The organism is Vibrio sp. 10N.261.51.F12, from assembly GCF_041471725.1.
Classification (GTDB): domain Bacteria; phylum Pseudomonadota; class Gammaproteobacteria; order Enterobacterales; family Vibrionaceae; genus Vibrio.
On sequence record NZ_JBFROV010000004.1, the window covers coordinates 118,282 to 134,263 of the forward strand.

General features: G+C 44.8%; 14 protein-coding genes. 4 read left to right on the forward strand and 10 right to left on the reverse strand.

Going from position 1 to position 15,982, the window contains the following annotated elements:
* The first annotated feature begins 100 nt into the window (after positions 1-100).
* Positions 101-391: a YebG family protein gene (locus AB4405_RS02370; RefSeq protein WP_102468770.1), complete on the forward strand. Its 291-nt coding sequence runs from the start codon at positions 101-103 to the stop codon at positions 389-391.
* A gap of 519 nt (positions 392-910) precedes the next feature.
* Here the strand turns inward: AB4405_RS02370 and AB4405_RS02375 are convergent.
* Entirely contained in the window at positions 911-1,564 is a 654-nt protein-coding gene (locus tag AB4405_RS02375) for a TetR/AcrR family transcriptional regulator (protein ID WP_372059462.1), read from the reverse strand.
* Positions 1,565-1,605: 41 nt separating this feature from the next.
* Between AB4405_RS02375 and AB4405_RS02380 the strand changes: the two genes are divergently transcribed.
* Together AB4405_RS02380 and dapD are read left to right on the forward strand one after the other, a co-directional pair.
* Positions 1,606-3,483: a hypothetical protein gene (locus AB4405_RS02380; protein ID WP_372059463.1), complete on the forward strand. Its 1,878-nt coding sequence runs from the start codon at positions 1,606-1,608 to the stop codon at positions 3,481-3,483.
* 594 nt (positions 3,484-4,077) lie between these two features.
* Positions 4,078-5,109: a 2,3,4,5-tetrahydropyridine-2,6-dicarboxylate N-succinyltransferase gene (dapD, locus tag AB4405_RS02385; protein ID WP_372059464.1), complete on the forward strand. Its 1,032-nt coding sequence runs from the start codon at positions 4,078-4,080 to the stop codon at positions 5,107-5,109.
* A 140-nt stretch (positions 5,110-5,249) separates the two neighbouring features.
* On the opposite strand, the gene rnd is transcribed toward dapD, so the two are convergent.
* The 7 genes from rnd to AB4405_RS02420 all read right to left on the reverse strand — a co-directional run bounded on the left by rnd (position 5,250) and on the right by AB4405_RS02420 (position 12,881).
* Positions 5,250-6,368 carry a ribonuclease D gene (gene rnd / locus AB4405_RS02390; RefSeq protein ID WP_372059465.1) on the reverse strand — a complete coding sequence of 373 codons (1,119 nt, stop codon included), beginning with the start codon at positions 6,366-6,368 and terminating at the stop codon, positions 5,250-5,252.
* Positions 6,369-6,441: 73 nt separating this feature from the next.
* The gene (fadD, locus tag AB4405_RS02395; protein WP_372059466.1) at positions 6,442-8,142 is read right to left on the reverse strand and encodes a long-chain-fatty-acid--CoA ligase FadD; all 1,701 of its coding nucleotides are present in this window, start codon (positions 8,140-8,142) and stop codon (positions 6,442-6,444) included.
* A gap of 179 nt (positions 8,143-8,321) precedes the next feature.
* On the reverse strand, positions 8,322-9,185 hold the full coding sequence (locus AB4405_RS02400; RefSeq protein WP_372059467.1) for an alpha/beta fold hydrolase: 864 nt from the start codon (positions 9,183-9,185) through the stop codon (positions 8,322-8,324).
* A 2-nt stretch (positions 9,186-9,187) separates the two neighbouring features.
* The gene (locus tag AB4405_RS02405; RefSeq protein ID WP_102468776.1) at positions 9,188-9,736 is read right to left on the reverse strand and encodes a Slp family lipoprotein; all 549 of its coding nucleotides are present in this window, start codon (positions 9,734-9,736) and stop codon (positions 9,188-9,190) included.
* A gap of 44 nt (positions 9,737-9,780) precedes the next feature.
* Entirely contained in the window at positions 9,781-10,098 is a 318-nt protein-coding gene (locus AB4405_RS02410) for a chromosome partitioning protein ParA (protein ID WP_372059468.1), read from the reverse strand.
* A 122-nt stretch (positions 10,099-10,220) separates the two neighbouring features.
* The gene (gene tsaB, locus AB4405_RS02415; protein WP_372059469.1) at positions 10,221-10,922 is read right to left on the reverse strand and encodes a tRNA (adenosine(37)-N6)-threonylcarbamoyltransferase complex dimerization subunit type 1 TsaB; all 702 of its coding nucleotides are present in this window, start codon (positions 10,920-10,922) and stop codon (positions 10,221-10,223) included.
* Positions 10,923-12,881: an ATP-dependent DNA helicase gene (locus AB4405_RS02420; RefSeq protein WP_372059470.1), complete on the reverse strand. Its 1,959-nt coding sequence runs from the start codon at positions 12,879-12,881 to the stop codon at positions 10,923-10,925.
* A gap of 413 nt (positions 12,882-13,294) precedes the next feature.
* On the opposite strand from AB4405_RS02420, the gene purU reads away from it, so the two are divergent.
* Entirely contained in the window at positions 13,295-14,128 is an 834-nt protein-coding gene (gene purU / locus AB4405_RS02425; protein WP_102468780.1) for a formyltetrahydrofolate deformylase, read from the forward strand.
* Between the two features lie 160 nt (positions 14,129-14,288).
* Here purU and AB4405_RS02430 read toward each other — a convergent pair whose 3' ends face one another.
* Complete coding sequence (locus AB4405_RS02430; protein WP_372059471.1) at positions 14,289-15,095, reverse strand: hypothetical protein; 807 nt, start codon at positions 15,093-15,095, stop codon at positions 14,289-14,291.
* 220 nt (positions 15,096-15,315) lie between these two features.
* On the reverse strand, positions 15,316-15,912 hold the full coding sequence (locus AB4405_RS02435; protein WP_372059472.1) for a VOC family protein: 597 nt from the start codon (positions 15,910-15,912) through the stop codon (positions 15,316-15,318).
* Positions 15,913-15,982 lie beyond the last annotated feature (70 nt).

Below are 15,982 nucleotides of genomic sequence, written 5' to 3' on the forward strand. Positions count from 1 at the left end.
TCAGTTCTCAGTTTTACCCTACTGACTGGACAAGCACTTTCAACCTATGTATAAACAGACAGTATTGTCGATAAAAATTTAACTTGTTAGAGGATTAACCATGGCTGTAATCGTCAAGTACGTGGTGGAACGCAACGGAGAAGAAAAGATGACTTTTACCTCTAAAGCTGAAGCTGACGCTTATGATAAAATGCTAGATACTGCCGATGAGTTGTTTACGCTACTCGCTGAAAGCAAAATCATTGAAACGGAAGATAAGCAAGAAGAGCTCTCTTTGTTCTTAGCTCAGCATAAAGAAGAAGTGCTTTACGCACTCGGAGCAAAGCGTAAACCAACGCCGAAAAAACCAAAAGCGGTTGAGGCAGTTGAAGCTCAAGATGACGCGGCTTAAATAAATACCATACTAACCAGCTTAAAGTAACGCACTTTACGCTGGTTTTTTATTTGGATGATATGGTCGCCAGTTTTGTCCTTTATGGGCACGTATCCGATCGTGTGATTTAATGAACGTGAATTTTCTCTCATAAAAGCTACTGATTGGATCTACCCTAAACACACCTACCTATTATGTGATGTCTATTTCACCATGTTAAATTTTACTCAAAAGCACAAACGTATTATCGCCAAGATAAGTTTGGGTACGGCTGTTTTCCTTCTTCAATTTCAGTCGTTCTTTACTGCCGAAAGAATCATTGGATACCCGTTTAATTTCCTGTCATACAGTGGTAAATCGGATAGTTACTTTTTTTTCCTCTCTAGATTTTGTTACTCATTCGCGTTTTGGGCTGTCATTATTTTTGTCGTTTTAACGTTGATTAGACGATGGCTTCCTGATCATGATGCTGCCTAGGTAGTGCCCACATAAACTTTCGTCAATTAGTAGATGATAATGACAGGCAAAGAAAAGCTGTTAGTCATACATTTTTCGGTAGACTAACTCACCGAACACTGATTTGATGGCACTGGTCGCTTCTCCTTCGCCAATTGTTTGAGCCAAATGTTGCTTTAATCTGAGCACGCCACCGCGAGAATATGGACTAGTCCCATCCTTCAAGATATTTTGAAGGAGCATCTCAACAACTTCTCTAAACACGTGATTACTTTCATCTTCATAAGCCGATACCCATGAGTCAATAAACTTGTCCTTCGTTTCAAAATCAAGCATCTCTAAAAAGAGAGGAAAAATCACGCCTTGAAGGGCAGTGGCAAACATAATGCTGCTGGGGTAATACGCTTGGATACTACTTTTTCGGACATTAAACTCTTTGGCAAGGCGGTCATAGGTCACAGATGACCAACCTTCATTAAGAAAAATCTTAACAATGCACTCGTCCATTCTTTCCTTTTTTTGTCTTTTTTCTTCCGCGGTAATTCGCGCCATCATCTTCAACCGACTCGTATCTAGGGAATGACCAGCATACAGAGTTCCTGCCTCACAAGCAATTTTAAGTACTGGTACCAAATAAGTCTTGCAATGCGTACCAGTACGCATTAGACTGCATCGCACTTGACCAAGAGAGATTTCTGGTTGAAAGAACAATTCATAGTCAAAATTTTTTATCATTAATTGGTACTAGCACCAGTTAAGTCGAAAGCGAGAGTAACATGAAAAAAACAGTTTTATCTTCACTAGTATTAGCAAGTTTGGTGTTGGTTGGATGTGATGATAGTTCGACTTCAGAATCGCCAGCACTGCAAGGTCGCACTGTTAGTGTTAATGCGACACTAGCTAATATTTCAGAAATGAACGCATTATCTAATACGTGCCTAAAAGACGTGCAGTTACCAAAGAGTAAAACGGTCAAAACGCCTGAATTCGAAAGCAATGTATGTGCGATACAAGACATTGACGGCAACGTTCATTATGTTCGAACCAGTAGCTATAAACTGTCAGTTACTGATACGTACGGAACAAAAGATTATGACATCAACGATATTGTTCTCGATGGAATGCAAGACGTCGAAGTTTTTGGTGATGCTACGTTCAAAATTACTCCGCAACATGTCGATGGCGAATACAACCAGTTTTATTCCTACTATCTAGTTGAAGGCGAAGAAGACGTTCCTGGAAATGAAATGTATGTGGAAATAAAAGTAGAGAACAAGAACTTTTCCTACGTTACTTTCACAGTAACTGACCGCGAAGACATCGATTTCTATCATTCAACGATTACTGAATCTCGTGAGGAACCAAAGAACTTTGGGGCAACCGGCTCAGCTTACGAAGATGATTATAAGGAAGTGGTTTACGACACTCATGCTTATCGTTACATAACGAGAGATGCTGAAGTTTTAGTTACTGCTAACAATGGCGCATCAACTATTGCATCGATTGACTTCGAACCCTTAAAACACTACGACTTTGGGGAATTAAAGATCGACCCAAAATCAGGAGTAATCATTATTACCCCTCCAGATTTTGGAGATCCAATTGAAATAATTCCGACACCAGTCACTCCAGTAATAAAGCCGTCACAGGTTGATAATGCTGAGCTAGTGTCTTTCGATCAAAACGGTTTTGGTGTATTCAGTACGGTAGCGAATAACAGAGGATTGGCAGAACCTTGGTTGTATCCCGAGGTGCAGTTTGAAGATGGCCAGAAGTCTTTGAAGCAGTTTGAGTTCAGCTATGAACTCGAAGGACATAACAGTTTTAGCACTTTTATGAACATCTACCTATTGGATGAAGCAGGCACTCTAGTTCGTGCTATTTATTATCCAAATGGCGACGTAACAGTTGATGATGGTGCAGCGCCTATGGATAAAACCACGTTTATTGAAACCTATGGCAGCTACAAATTAGCAGCGCGAATGGATGGTACGAGATTCAAAACTAACTTTATTGTTCGCGTAGCTGATGACAATACAGAAGCAGATCTACAATTTAAAGTTAAAGATTTTACAGTCAAAGAGCTATCGCCAGTTGTCGTATCAGAACAGTTGGTTGGAGGAACTATTCTTGATTCAATCGATGATACTAATAATACTGTAGACATTGAACTTACTGGTAACCCTCAATCAAGCACCGACAATCCACTTTGGGTTTATTCAACCACCAAATTTCCAGCTAAAGAAGGCGACGCGCCTACTTTAAGTCAGGTATCGGTAGATGTAGACGTTGAAGTTTCTGATACATTTTCGAATAAGGCTGCTTCTGACGCCTATATCAACATTTACCTTGATCGCTGGAACGAGACAGAAACATTTGCGTTATATGTTTCGGGGCCACGTAAAGGACAAGTCGTTCAGCGAACTCACCGAGAAGACGAAGAGAAGGAAGAATATTCAAGCTATAATGCTTTTCAAGCTACCTATCCTGATACAAAAGTGAAAGGACTTACTGAAGGATTAAAGTTAAACACTAACTTTATACTTCGCTTTGGTGATAATGACAATGGTAAAGGTGAACAGGGTGATTTATTGGGTGAGGTGGTTTCCATCAATTCATTTGATATCACAATCGATCAGACCCGCGCAAAGTAAGACAATTATCTCAGCGATAGAGTGGGGTTTCTTTATAGGACCCCACTTTGTCTTTTTACCATAAAGTGTTCCATTTAGCCTTTAGCCTTTAGCCTTTAGCCTTTAGCCTTTAGCCTATGATGAGCAGAAAATTCGGGTCTGTATACACGCAACAGAGCTTGGTACATTGCTCATCACCATAAATGAAAATAGCCGTCATTCCCTTGAAAAAGGGAATCTTAATCAGAGCGTTATAAACCTAGTATTGGTACTTAGGTTCTCTTTAAAGTGAATCACACTCTATAGAAGATCCTCGTTTGCACGAAGATAACAACTTAATTGAGACGGATTAGAATTAATCTTTGTCATCTATCCACAACAATCCATACCTGCCAGTCTTATGGCCTCGATCTTAATATCGCGAGTTAACTCGCCACATTTCTTTTTGGCGAAAAGTGTCTCCAAAAAGACAACCAATATCTTTTTACAGACTTTTGCCGTGTTTCCCCTTTCATCTGCAGGTCGCTCTCTTTAAGATGAATGTCATCAACAGAATCTAAGCGGTTGCGCCACTTGCTACCGTTTATGGACAATTCAAAATGGAGAACGATAGTCATGGCAGCATTTTCACTCGCCTTTGGTACTGCAACTAAAAACCGCGACGGAAAAATCATTGAAGCATTTTTTCCTCACCCGCGCCTTAACCCTAGTGATGCAGCAGTAGCGGCAATTGCTGAGGTCTCTGGGTACACTCAAGGCAACCAAGCTATCGAAATCACCGCAGCACAAAGCGCTCAACTCGCCACCGCTTTTGCTAACGCTGATGACGCGCAAAATGCGGCTTTTGCAGAAAAAGCGGCGCAATCAGCACAGCCACTTGTTCTTGTTGTGCTTGCTAGCGATGAAAAACCACAATCTGTGGCAGAAGGCTTCCTTAAGCTACAACTGATTTCAAACCGCCTTGTACAACCTCACGGTACGGTGCTTGATGGTATCTTTGGTCTACTGCACAATATTGCGTGGACAAACCAAGGTCCTATCGACCTTCCTGAGCTTGCTGACCGCCAAATCGAAGCTCGCCTTGCGGGTCAAGCTCTAACCGTAGATTGCGTTGATAAATTCCCTAAAATGGTTGATTACGTTGTACCAACGGGCATTCGTATCGCCGATACTTCTCGTGTGCGTTTGGGTGCTCATGTGGGCGAAGGCACCACGGTTATGCACGAAGGTTTCATCAACTTCAACGCCGGCACAACAGGTGTTAGCATGGTAGAAGGTCGCATTTCTGCTGGCGTGGTTGTCGGCAACGGTTCTGATATCGGCGGTGGTGCTTCTATCATGGGTACACTATCTGGTGGTGGTACTGTGGTTGTTTCTATCGGTGAGAACTCACTACTTGGCGCGAATGCAGGGCTAGGTTTCCCACTTGGCGATCGCTGTACGGTTGAATCAGGTTTGTACGTGACGGCTGGATCTAAAGTTCGCATGTTAGATTCAACAGGCCAAGAAGTTGAGATTGCTAAAGCTCGCGACCTTGCTGGAAAGTCAGACTTGTTGTTCCGTCGCAATTCAGTGACTGGACAGATTGAATGCCTAACGAACAAGACAGCGGTAGAGCTTAACAGCGAATTACACAGCAACAACTAAGGCTTCAACACGTGAGTCGTCAGTTCATAACTCACGATAATTATTGCTCGTATCTTTAGAAACAAACAATAACGTGCACAAAAAAACCGAGTGTTTCATACACTCGGTTTTTTATTGGGCGGACGACGCAAAGGAGTCTGTTAGTCCATTCGCTTGTCTAAATGTCTACCTAACACGTCCAATCTCCAGCCTTGCATAACATCAGGCAATGCAGCTGGATCGCGGTCTTTCTTCCAGACCCACGATAAAAACTGATTCAGTTGTTTTTTTGATGCTAGGAATTCAGTGGCAAGCCCTGTCTGCTGCGATGCTGCTTTCACTTCATCTTTTAGCACTTTGAATACTTGCTTGTAGCCTGGGAAATCCATTAAGCGTTCGATTTGCTCAGGGTAGTCAGCTTCTGAGCAGTGCTGCGCCTTTTTCACAATGCCAGCAATCCGCTCAGCATGTCGACGAATAGAACGAGGATCCATCCCTTCTTCTTCCATCTTTTTCGGTTGCGTTAATCCAAACCGAGCGATGGTCCATAGATCTTGTTCTTTCACAACAAAATTCAGCGCTAAATCGCGTTTAATCGCTTCTTTGAGTCGCCATGTTGCCAATGGTTTAAGCGCCGCTAACTGCTTAGGACTCAGCTGCCACGCGCCTTTGATATCCAAATATGCCAGCTCTGCGTTTGGTGTTTTACCGCGCTTTTTGGTCATCAATTCCGACTCTTGCAGCGCCGCATCCCACCAGCCTTTATCGTCTACTTTTTGACTAAGCTGCTGATACAATGGCCATAAATAAAACACGTCTGCCGCGGCATAATCCAATTGCTTTTGAGTCAAAGGACGCGCTACCCAGTCGGCGCGTGATTCACTCTTATCCAGCTGCACATCAATGTACTCATCCACCAGAGCGGCAAAACCAGTCGACAATCCGTAGCCTAGGAAAGCCGCCATGATTTGTGTATCAACCATTGGGAAAGGCATACAACCAAAGCTGTTCGCAAAGACTTCTAAATCTTCACCACAAGCATGCAGCACCTTAAGAACTGACGTATCTTGCAGCAAGGCAATGAATGGAGAGAAATCGCTGATGGTTAGCGGATCAATCAAGGACAGTTGATTACCGTCATAAAGCTGAATTAGCCCCAGTTTAGGGTAATACGTTCGGATGCGAACAAACTCGGTATCCAACATCACAACGTCGGATTCGCGAGCCTTAGTACATACCGACTCTAATTCGGCGAATTCTGTAATTATCTGATATTCCACGATGACTCTCTTAAAAAACAATGCCAGCACTGAGGGCTGGCATTTTAACACTGATAGTAACAAAAGGTTAACGCTAAACCGTTTTTTCTGACGTTTGTGTCAGTTTAGCGTCGTTCTCTTCTCGAAGTACTCGGCGCAAGATTTTGCCTACGTTCGTCTTCGGTAGATCTTCTCTGAATTCGACACGCTTAGGTATCTTATAGCCAGTGAGGTGAACACGGCAGTGCTCGATCACTTCTTCTTTCGTCAGGCTATTGTCGCTTTTAACGATATACACCTTAACCAGTTCACCGGAGGCTTCATTCGCCTCACCGATAGCCGCAACCTCGAGCACCTTATCGTTGAGCGCAATAACATCTTCAATTTCATTCGGGTAAACGTTGAAGCCCGAGACCAAGATCATGTCTTTTTTGCGATCGACAATATGCAGGAACCCGTCATCGTCAAACTTCACAATATCACCTGTCGATAACCAACCCTCTTGGTTGATGACCTCTTTCGTCGCTTCAACGCGCTGCCAGTAGCCTTGCATCACTTGTGGGCCACGAACTTGCAGCTCACCAGGCGAATCATCCGTTACCGGTTGACCTTCATCATCAACAATGCGTATCTCTGTCCCCGGTACAGGCAGGCCGATAGAACCATTATATTCTTCTAGATCATAAGGATAAGCGGCAACTAATGGCGAACACTCTGTCAAGCCGTAGCCTTCGAGCAGTAAGCATCCTGTCGTTTTTTTCCATTGCTCTGCAACGGCGCGTTGTACCGCCATCCCACCGCCAACGGAAAGCCTTAATCCTCTGAAATCCAACTCATGGAAATCTTCATTATGAATCAGTGCATTGAACAAGGTGTTGACGCCAGTGATCGCAGTGAATGGGTACTTCTGCAATTCTTTAATGAAGCCAGGGATGTCACGCGGGTTGGTGATGAGCAGATTCTGTCCACCCATTTCGATAAACAATAAGCAGTTCACCGTCAGTGCAAACACATGATAAAGCGGCAATGCCGTCACCACGAACTCTCGCCCTTCCTTTAGTATTGGCGAATACATGCCTTTGGCTTGCAGGACGTTCGCAATCATATTGCGGTGGGTCAAGATTGCGCCTTTTGCGACCCCGGTGGTCCCCCCGGTGTATTGCAAAAAGGCAATATCATCACCCGACATAAATGGTTTCACGTACTGCTGTCTGCGGCCTTTATGCAGCGCTTGTCGAAACGAAATTGCGCCCGGCAGGTTGTATTTTGGCACCATACCCTTGACATACTTCACGACAAAATCGACAACCGTCCCTTTTGCTCGTGGCAGCATTTGCCCAAGGCTCGTTAAGACAACGTGCTTGATCGGTGTATTCTCCACCACCTTTTCTAAGGTACTGGCGAAGTTCGAAACAATTACGATGGCTTTGGCATCGGCATCGTTGAGCTGATGTTCTAGCTCGCGCGGAGTATAAAGTGGATTCACGTTAACGGCGATAAGGCCGGCTCGCAATATACCAAACAATGCCACAGGATATTGCAGCAGATTAGGCATCATAATCGCGACACGATCACCCTTTTTTAGCTTGAGATCGTTTTGTAAATAAGCAGAAAACGCACGGCTGCGCTCCTCTAGTTTACGGAACGTCATCACCGAACCCATGTTGACGAAAGCCGGCTGATCGGCAAACTTGTGCACCGACTGCTCGAACATCTCTACTAACGAAGGATACTGATCCGGATTGATATCCTCAGGCACGTCACTTGGGTATCGAGAAAGCCAAGGTTTATCCACAATTACACTCCTTGCGTATTAAGTCTTTTGTTTGAAATTCGAGATAACAAGTCATCAACAGGTCGTTTGTTTAACAATTTGTTAATTTCTTCTACAGCCCGAAAAATCGTTACTTGTTGGTATTGCTTGTTATTACAGCACAGGCAACCCGTTCACGCACGAAAGACTCAAACACTTGTTTAATTTTTGTTAACTAGTTCAGAAATTAGTTCAAATACTCTAGCGGGAGATTCTAAATGGCAATGATGATCACCCTCTACCCATTCAATTTGAGCGGCATGAAGCTTTTCAAGCATGGCATCATTTTGTAGCATACGATAACCAGAACGCCCTAATATCACCAAATGAGGCATGACAATCGCCTGCATGATAGCGGCAGCGTGAGGCTCCGACATTCGGTATACCGATTCACACTTGAGTTTGCTATCGTGACGCCAATACCACTTACCTTCGACCTGCTTAACATCTCTTTCTACAATCGGTCGAACGCTTGTCAGATCGAGCTTTGTCGCCTGCATTCGCATGGTTATCGCATCATCGAAAGACGGCAGTGCTCGAGCGCTCTTTTTTCTCCAGCGTTCGCGACTTTCCACCCCTTTTCTTAAACGGGTAACGCTTTGCTCTGGCGATTCAGCGATTGGAAAGTGTGCCTCAATTTGAACTAATCCTGCCACGTTGTCAGGAAAGGCCGCACTATAGCAACTTGCGATCAATGCACCAAGTGAATGTCCAACCAAGATTGCATTGATCGCTTGAAGATTCACCAACACGCGGTGTAAATCATCAATATAGTCATGAAAGCTATAAAAATGATCACCATTCTTGTGTGTTGAAAGCCCATGGCCCGGTAAATCTATCGCGAGAACACGCCAATTAGGTTGCAATTGCTCTATGATGGAGAGCTGTTTATGAAAGCTGGCAGCGTTATCCATCCAACCATGAATAAAAACGACCGTCTTAGCGGTCGTCTTTTGGGATGAGTATTCAAGATAGGCAATGTTTTGCTCACCTATCTCAATATATTTTTCGGTAAATAAAGACAAGGTTATTTCACCTCTTTAACCACGCGCCCTTGTGTCGGGCCGTAGTAAAAGTCGTCACAGTAATACCCCCAACACGAATTGAATGAGCTGTTATGACGATTGATGATTAAACGCTCTTCGACTCGCCATAAGTATTGTCCATACGCGTTAATAACGGGGAAATCAGCCTCAAACTCACCAACTTTTCCGCGCTCGACGCCGGCCTTTTTGCCGCCCACAGTGATAAGTCGACCGCGTGAATAGGTGACAGGATCAACGAACCCGTCGACATACGCGATGAAACGGCCATTGGGTTCTTGATCGATGTCTGGCTTGCCATACTTATCAATGGGTAAGTTGACGATTTCAATGCGAGTACGTGACGCAAGATTGGTCACAGTATCAATCACACCGCCGAGGCGTACCTCAATACCATCACTTGCGTCAACGACGGGTTGATATTGCGCCACCACATTTTCATTCGTAGTAGCGAGTTGATCGGGCAGACTGCCACAGGCAGTAAGGAGAAAGGAAAGGCACAGCGCCCCCCACATTTTTATCGATTTCATCATGGCTGAGTCTATAAGTCCTAAATAAAAGTGAATCGTTCTTATTATCATACGTACATATCGACACCAAAGAGTTGTTCAAGTTCCTCTCTCTTAGCTCGATTCATCACATTCATATAGGATTCAAGGGCTTTCTTAGAGCGTCCCTCAGGTAGATCATATTGAATATTGGCTCGGTCTATGTCGGCTGTCGATACGTTATTGACCGAATTCGCCACCGCTTGGGCGACTTTCGTCACTTGTGTAGACTGATTCGTCTGAGTCGCCGATTTAGATGTCGAGGTGCCAGACACCGATTGTTTGCGTTTGGCTTTATTCGTCCGCTGCTGCGAGTAGACAGTAGGTAAACCCTGAATCGAAACCATAAACCTGACCTATTTGATGAGTGCCTTTAATGACACCAAGAGCATTCGTATAAGTGTTAGGCGACGTAAAAACGGCTCATATAAAAAGGGTTAAGCCTTCACTTAACCATTTTATCAATGTGTTATTCGCGGCCTGGTAGTTTTTTCCAAGTCACATTATCACGAAGATAAACCGGGCTCGCTTCTTCCGCAGCCACTACGTTGCCTTTCGCTAATTCATACTGCGCCAAAAATGCGATGTCCTCGGCTTCAGGGTACAAAACACCAGACACTTCTGTCGTCAACGCTAGCGTCGAAAGCGATTCAGCATAAGCGTCCCATCCTGTACCAGCGGTTACCCACGTATGCTCATCGGCTGACGTATTCGCCACAACAGCATCCGGTGCGACCACTTGCTCTGCATCAAACTCGGTCCAATCGCCATTTTCTGCACGCTCGAAACGTCCCCAATACACCTCACTCATGCGAGCATCAATTGCGCTAGCAACGTGCGTTGCGCCATTTTCTCTGAAACAGCCCTGCGCCATCGCTTTAAGCGTAGAGATACCGATCATGGGTAAGTCTGCACCAAATCCCAGCCCCTGGGCGACACCGATACAGATACGAACCCCCGTAAAGCTACCTGGACCACGCGCAAAGGCAAGCGCATCAAGGTCATGCAGCGTTAGACCCGCTTCATTTAGTAACTCATCAACCATTGGCAGCACTTTTTTGGTGTGATCACGCGGTGCAAGCTCGCTACGAGTATACGTTTTATCACCGACCAAAAGCGCTACAGAGCAGTTTTCAGTGGCGGTATCAATTGCTAGAATTTTGTTAGTCATCTATTTCTCAATGGGTGCTTTTTCTGTCGCATTTTGCTGGGATTGTAGCAAAAATGCCTCTATTTTTTCGAGGTCTCGCGTTCTTGGAATCGGCGGTAAACTGGCCAAGAATGTCGCGCCATAATCACGAGTCACCAATCGGTTGTCGCAAATAATGAGCGCCCCACAATCTTTTTGGTCTCGAATCAGTCGACCGACCCCTTGTTTTAGGGTGATAACCGCATCCGGTAATTGGACATGGTTAAAAGGGTCCCCACCCTGTAGCTTACAATCCTCGATCCGTGCTTTTAAAAGCGGGTCATCAGGAGCCGTAAACGGTAATTTGTCGATAATAACACAGCTCAATGCGTCACCTCTAACATCTATTCCCTCCCAAAACGCGCCGGTCGCCACCAACAGTGCATTACCCAACTCCATGAACTCAGCCAACGTTTTTTGTTTACTGGTTTCTCCTTGCAACAACACTGGCAGAGACAAGGTTTCACGAAAGCGCTCCCCTAACTCTCGCATCATGCTATGGGATGTGCACAGAAAGAAGCAGCGCCCTTGGTTTTTTTCGATGACGGGGGCCAGCATCGACACCAGTTTTTCAGCCAACCCTTTACTATTAGGCTCTGGCAGATAACGAGGTACACACAACCGAGCTTGTTTGGAGTAGTCAAAAGGGCTTGGCAGTGAGAATTGTTGTGTCGGTGTCAATCCCAAACGAGAGGTGAAATGCTGGAAGTCCTCCGACACCGCCAGGGTGGCTGAGGTAAAGATCCACGCTCCGCCTTTTAGCTCAATCTGCTCATGAAATTTGTCAGCGACGCTTAATGGTGTGATATGTAAACTAAACTGCCTCGGCGTTGTATCGTACCAATATGAATACCCAGTGATGGATACATCACACACTCGCTCGATACGCCCTTTGATTAGGTTTGCACGTTCGAATGCCGTATCCAACAATTGGCTTCGCCCTAAGGCAAGCTTCAACACGTCGATGCACAACACCACCGAATCTCGCAGCCTTTCGACCTCTCGTAATATAGACGGTGACTGTATCGCATCACGCCAGTTGCCGCGGAAACCGGTATCACCTAATACAATTCGTAGATCCATCGCAGCTTGAGACAAGCGATCACCCGCTTTTTGCAATTGCTTCATATCCCGCGCTTCAGTGCGGTAGCCAATATCAATATCTTTTGCCAATTCTTGGATCTGGCGGCTCGACAATGATTGCCCAAAATACTGACTAGCAATATCGGGAATCTGATGCGCTTCATCGAAAATAAACACTTCAGCTTCCGGAATCAGCTCCCCAAACCCTGTTTCTTTAATCGCTAAGTCGGCTAAAAACAGATGGTGATTGACGACGACGACATCGGAATCCAACGCCCGCTTTCTGGCTTTTAAAACAAAGCAGTCTTGAAAACTCGGGCAATCTTTACCCAAGCAATTGTCATTGGTTGAGGTAATAGTGGGGATGACAGGGCTGTCCTCGGCAATAGCATCACACTCCCCTAAATCGCCTGATTGAGTCTCGGATGCCCAACCTCGCACCTTGACCAGTTGCGACAACAGCTCAGTATTGGTTTCGGTGGTGTGGCTCTCTACCATTTGACGACTTAGACGGTCATGGCATAAATAGTTGGAGCGCCCTTTTAACAGTGACACCTTACCGTGAAAACCGAGTGCATCCACCATCAGGGGGAGATCACGGTGAAACAGCTGCTCTTGCAGGTTTTTTGACCCGGTACTAATGATGGTTTTCTTGCCGCTAAGTAACGCTGGAACCAAATAAGCGAAGGTTTTCCCCGTGCCCGTTCCCGCCTCAACAACCAGTTGCTGATCTTGTTGGATCGCGGCTTCTACCGCATTCGCCATATCGAGCTGTGGCTGGCGCGGTTGAAAACCAGGGATCACTTGCCCTAAAGCGCCCCCTGATGCGAAAGCCTTATTTATTGCCTTAGATACCATTACACCGAGTCATTTAGATTCTAATGCCACCAGTATACCCGAACAAGGGGACAAGCTTGAACCTCTCAAATCGTTTCTGCTTTTAAAAGTAAAAAATCAAGGTGAGTTATCATTCACACTCACCGCTCTTTATTAAGAATAAACACGTGTCGGTTTGATTTTGTTGAAACCTTATGCAAAATCGATTAAAACTGGGTGACAGATTGCGTGTTACTGCATTAAACGCTCCAAAATTAGGCGTACCAACGCTGAATATATTGACGCTAAACATACCAAAGCGGGATACGCACCAAACTTAAATCCTCTTGATCGTAAGTTACGATTCACTTCAATAGATTGTCTATTCAACATTATTGAGATCGAGTTACTTCAATTGGTTCAGAATTTTTACTATTTCACGGAAGCCGTAAATCATGGAAAAGAAAACTCTGCTAACGCATTGCAACGATGCGCCGGGGCTCATCTCAAAGATCACCAACATTTGTTACAAGCACCAGCTGAATATCATCCATAACAATGAATTTGTGGATAATGCCAGTGGTCATTTCTTTATGCGTACTGAGCTTGAAGGTTATTTTAATAATCAAACCTTACTCGCCGACCTTGACCAAGCTCTGCCTACAGGGACCAAACGCTCACTGGTCGATTCATCACGAAAACGTGTGGTTATTCTCGTCACAAAAGAAGCGCACTGTTTGGGCGATATTTTGATGAAAAACTTCGATGGTAGTTTGAATGTAGACATTGCCGCAGTAGTCGGTAACTACGACACCCTACAAGGGCTAACGGAAAAATTTGATATCCCTTATCATCACGTTTCTCATGTGGGACTGAATCGTGAAGAACACGAAGCAGAAATGCTCAATGTCATCGACCAGTATGATGCCGATTACCTTGTACTCGCCAAATACATGCGCGTGTTAACACCTAGCTTTGTTGAAAAGTATCACCATAAGATCATCAACATACATCATAGCTTTCTTCCTGCATTTATTGGCGCGAAGCCTTATCAACAAGCCTATGACCGCGGTGTAAAAATCATCGGAGCAACGGCTCACTTTGTCACTAACGACCTTGATGAAGGGCCAATCATTAAGCAAGACGTGATCCCTGTCGATCATAACTTCAGCGCTGCTGATATGGCACAAGCTGGCCGTGATGTAGAAAAGAATGTGCTTTCTAAAGCGCTGAACAAAGTCGTCAATGACCACGTGTTTGTTTACGGCAATAAGACGGTTATCCTATAGCATCAGATAATGCGCATAAGTTAATACAACATATTATAATGTGCGTCAGATAACGACGTGCATTGTGCACTATCACAACCTGTCGTCTTAAACACGAAAAAGCCCCCTCTCAAAATGAAAGGGGGCTTTTAAAAATAACAATCCGCACTGATCTGCGCGACTAATACGTGTCACCATTGGCATAATTGACTTGATAACCTAAATCATCCATTAGGCCCATGGTCACTGGGCCAATTAGATTCCCGTTCGCCATCAATTCTTGCGTCATGACGGGCACTGGCCGCCCATTCTTATCATAGCGTTTTTTGTCTTCAGCCCATTTCGTGTCGTACAGGTGGCCGCCATCATCGCTTATCGGTAACACTCGATAATCCACTTTATACTGCCGGTTGTATTGTTTTATTGCCTGACTATCACGGACCTTAAATACATTGCCTAATTGAGCGTCCAATCGAGTGTAATCAGCGGTATACGCCCCAACACCAAACACATGCCCCATCTCATGCAATATATTGGCATTGAACTCAGTCGCATCAACACCATCGGTGTAGGTATGACTGCCAATAAAAATCGACCCTTTCGTGGGGATCAATCGCCAATTCACATCAATTTCATGTTCCGGCCCCGCCATGCCGTTTGCATCAGCAAGCGGGACCACGTACACATCGATGTCGATGACGTGATGCTCAACCTCATTGACTGCGGTTAAGACTTCTAGCCAACGAGTTCCTGCTTTTTCATAGGCGGCTATATAAGAAGGTGACCACGCTACAGGCTTTTCATCTGGTAATTGAATTCGATTGCAGAACGTAAAATTGAGTGTTATGCGACCATTGGTGACGGCTTGATTCGCCATGGCTTCGCACGTTGGATTATCAATATCAAAAGATGAATCGCGATTGTACGACGCAGAAACGGAAGGGAAAGCGAGACAAGCCAATGCCAGCATTACGATAAACTTCATCATGCACCTTTACGTGTTTTTGATAAGTTTAGTTGTTATTTAGCCGTTTATCGGTATCCATTTGTCTATTTCGTGTGCGTTTTTGCATCCTTGAGTCGATATGTGGGATTCTTATCAACTCAAGGACAGCATCCAATCACCTACAGGGCTTGCTTACAGATGCCGAGCTTGCGCAGGGCCACTTAATACTTACTCAGAGGCCACTATACTCGCTCAGAAACCACTATACTTGCTCAGAGGCCACTATGTTTTTCAAACTATGAGGGTGCAGTTTGATACACACCCCATCAGATTTGAATGCCACGGTCGGGTTTGCTAAACGTTCCCCCTCACCGTGAGGGCTCGACAACTTCATGACTACGCCGCTTTCATCGAGTTGTGTCAGCTTTTTCGAGAGCAAAGGAAAACGCAGACAAAGCTCACTAAGAAAATCATCCGCCGTCGTGGCATCCGAAGGAATCACAAATTCGACATGCTCCCAGTGCTCAATAGGGTGCTGCTTGTTCGGTGCAGGGTAAGGCAACTCTAAACATTCGATACGACCTAGGGCTGTCTTTAGGGGTTCTTTAAACGCTAAGACGATGATTGGTCGACCATTAATGCTGGCCTGAGAAATCACCTCTCCGTATGACAACCACTCTTGATGCGCCGCCTGAGCGACATCATAATCGTTGATTCTCAGCGCAATGTGATCAGCCTGATAATCGGAGAGATCGAGGGATAATGTGTCGCATAAAGTCTGGATTTTATCCGTAAATGTGTCGATTTCATTCAACATTTGAGAAGGCATTAAGCCTTTTTGCATCAGGGTTTGTTGCACTAGGTGATCACTCTTTTTGTCCTTCGAGGGGTAAATACTACCAGTAATCCTTAAGATTAAGAAAAAATCC

Excerpts from the sequence above, each read along its gene's own strand:
- AB4405_RS02370 (WP_102468770.1), top strand. The coding sequence starts at position 101 with ATGGCTGTAATCGTCAAGTACGTGGTGGAACGCAACGGAGAAGAAAAG.
- AB4405_RS02375 (WP_372059462.1), bottom strand. The coding sequence starts at position 1,564 with ATGATAAAAAATTTTGACTATGAATTGTTCTTTCAACCAGAAATCTCT.
- AB4405_RS02380 (WP_372059463.1), top strand. The coding sequence starts at position 1,606 with ATGAAAAAAACAGTTTTATCTTCACTAGTATTAGCAAGTTTGGTGTTG.
- dapD (WP_372059464.1), top strand. The coding sequence starts at position 4,078 with ATGGCAGCATTTTCACTCGCCTTTGGTACTGCAACTAAAAACCGCGAC.
- AB4405_RS02405 (WP_102468776.1), bottom strand. The coding sequence starts at position 9,736 with ATGATGAAATCGATAAAAATGTGGGGGGCGCTGTGCCTTTCCTTTCTC.
- AB4405_RS02410 (WP_372059468.1), bottom strand. The coding sequence starts at position 10,098 with ATGGTTTCGATTCAGGGTTTACCTACTGTCTACTCGCAGCAGCGGACG.
- tsaB (WP_372059469.1), bottom strand. The coding sequence starts at position 10,922 with ATGACTAACAAAATTCTAGCAATTGATACCGCCACTGAAAACTGCTCT.
- AB4405_RS02420 (WP_372059470.1), bottom strand. The coding sequence starts at position 12,881 with ATGGTATCTAAGGCAATAAATAAGGCTTTCGCATCAGGGGGCGCTTTA.
- purU (WP_102468780.1), top strand. The coding sequence starts at position 13,295 with ATGGAAAAGAAAACTCTGCTAACGCATTGCAACGATGCGCCGGGGCTC.
- AB4405_RS02430 (WP_372059471.1), bottom strand. The coding sequence starts at position 15,095 with ATGATGAAGTTTATCGTAATGCTGGCATTGGCTTGTCTCGCTTTCCCT.